At 65.8% G+C, this 2,209-nt stretch carries 1 protein-coding gene and 1 pseudogene; both read right to left on the bottom strand.

The genetic code is table 11. The features are described 5' to 3' along the window. Positions 1 to 365 (bottom strand): annotated as a pseudogene (locus ACZ7GZ_RS43100) (transposase); the annotation flags it as partial. Between the two features lie 650 nt (positions 366 to 1,015). Continuing rightward, positions 1,016 to 1,714 carry a cystatin family protein gene (locus ACZ7GZ_RS43095; protein WP_471033300.1) on the bottom strand — a complete coding sequence of 233 codons (699 nt, stop codon included), beginning with the start codon at positions 1,712 to 1,714 and terminating at the stop codon, positions 1,016 to 1,018. Between the last annotated feature and the right edge of the window lie 495 nt (positions 1,715 to 2,209).

The raw sequence follows: 2,209 nt of genomic DNA, 5'->3' as shown, positions 1-2,209 counted from the left end.
AGCAGCCCCAGAGCCAGCTGAGTCTTGGACACATGCGCGACCTCCTCGGGCATGCCGGCCCCCCGACGCCGCCCGTCGTCATGTGTCCATTCCTCCGACAGGAACAGCTCCCAGCCAGCGGGCAGGAGGCCGTGCCGGTGGCCGCGTGCACGCTGACCGCGACCTGGCAGTTCGCCCGCTTGCCCAACGCCCCGCAGTACTGCCGGGCCACTGCGGCCGAGGCGGTGCCGCACTTGGGAAACGACATATCATCGACCACCCAACACCTCAGGGCTGATCGCCTCGCACAACCGCTGGGCGATCCGCCGCCGCACCGGCCAGGGATCCCACCGCGACTGGTTCACGAACTGCTGCAACGCCTGCATGTTGGCTGCAGGCGCGTCAGCGCGCCGCCGGGGCCTCGACGAGGGGGATCTCCAGAACTGAGCCGCCCAGCGGAGTCTTCGTCGAGCCGCCCGACCACGGACTCGGGCGGTCCCGGGGCGGACTGACGAGCAAGATCCACCTCGCGGTCGAGCAGGGGTCAGAAGCCTCTGCCGTTGGTGTTCACAGCCGGGCAGCGGGGCGATTCTGCGCAGTGCGAGCCGGTCGGGGAGGCGATCCGGCTGCCCCGGCTCGGACGCGGCAGGCCGCGCAAGCGGCCGGACCGGGTGTGTGCCGACAAGGCGTACGACCCCTGCGGCAACCGCTCCTGCCTGCGCAGACGCGGGATCCAGGCCACGATTCCAGTCCCTGCGGACCGGGTCCGCAACCGCATCAAGCGCGGCTCACGCGGCAGCCGGCAGCCGGTGTTCCACAAGACCGACTACAGCGGTCGAGTGCGGGATCAACCGGCTCAAGCGCCACCGGGCCGTGGCCACGAGGTCCGACAAGCTCGCCGTTCGCTACGAAGCGACCGTGCTGGTCGCAGCCCTCAATGAGTGGCTACGACCAGTACTTTCACGACACGCATTTAAGCGGGACGTCCTCTCACAGGTGCTGCGCAGGTCATGCGCGGGCACGAGCATGGGGTGCCTCACCGCAGGTCAGGCTTGGCCTGCTGCTTGGCCTGATTCTCGAGGTCCCTCAGAGTCTTGGACAGATCCGAAATCTCCTGCCGCAGCTTTTTCAGGAGGTCTTGGAGCTTTACTTCGTTTGGGGCAGGCTTGTCGGAGACCGCCTTGAAGGACATCAGGCGGAAGCCTTCCCACGGCCTTCCATAAACCTCTGCCTCCACAAGCTCCGTGCTTGGGCGGTCGAGCCGGATCTGGATACGGTAGTCCAGCGCACCGCCGTCGTAACCCCGAACCTCGGCGCGCTGGACGGACGCGGCGTGGTACGCAGCGTTACCTGTAAGGTGCTGTTGTCGGTTGGCCGTATCCGCTGCCCACCGCGCGACTTCCTGGACGTGTGGGTCGGCCACATCGACCGGATGCAGGCGACCGGGACCGCCGACCATGGGTCCGTGAGACTGCAGCGGATCAGGCTTGCCCTGCTGCTCGGCCTGGTTCGCGAGGTCCGTGAGAGTCTTGGACAACTCCGAAACCTCCTGTTGCCCCACCTCGCTGGTGACGTACCGTGCTCCTGATACCGGATGGGGTTGCGACTCGGCGAAGGCAGGAGCCACGCCAAGCGCGCCGATGCCCAGCACGGCGGTGAGCGAAACGGTCACAGCGGCGTACTGATTCGCCACCAAAAATGGGGCGTTGCTTGCCTTCTTGCGGCGTGCAGCCATTTTCATTCTCCTCAGCTTGCAGAAACGAGCCGGCTAACCGACCGTCAGATCCAGGGCACTAGGGGTTCTTCGATCACGGAGGGACCAGCCGGAACAAAAAAAGGGGGATACCTGCCCGCGAGAGGCCGGTATGCCCATAGGACCCATGGGTGGTCCACCCCGTTACGGGGGAACCCAACACTTTCCGAGTGATGTAGGTCACACCCCCCAGGTCCCACCCCGGACAGCCCCAACTGCACCTGTCACCTTCCGGCAGACGTTCGACGACCGACCCTTGCACCACTGCGAAGTGACCTCCATCAATGCCCCAGCTACACCTTGCCTGCTATGCCGAATGTCCAGGCATCTACTCTGACGTAGGTCGCTGACAGTCGCGCCTACGAGCACCGGCCGCTGACCCCGGGGCCTCCCCCTGAGTGGTGGACACGCTGATACTGGATCTGCTTGATCCGGAGGAAGCGAGAAGACCGCCGATGGCGATGAAGGACTATTCGG

Source organism: Streptomyces sp. NPDC037288, assembly GCF_055603265.1.
The sequence above is the reverse complement of the archived record's forward strand: the minus strand, read 5'-3'. Positions and strand labels throughout refer to the sequence as shown.

What these genes read in the sequence shown, in the direction of transcription:
- ACZ7GZ_RS43095 (WP_471033300.1), bottom strand. Translation starts at nt 1,714, where the DNA reads ATGGCTGCACGCCGCAAGAAGGCAAGCAACGCCCCATTTTTGGTGGCG.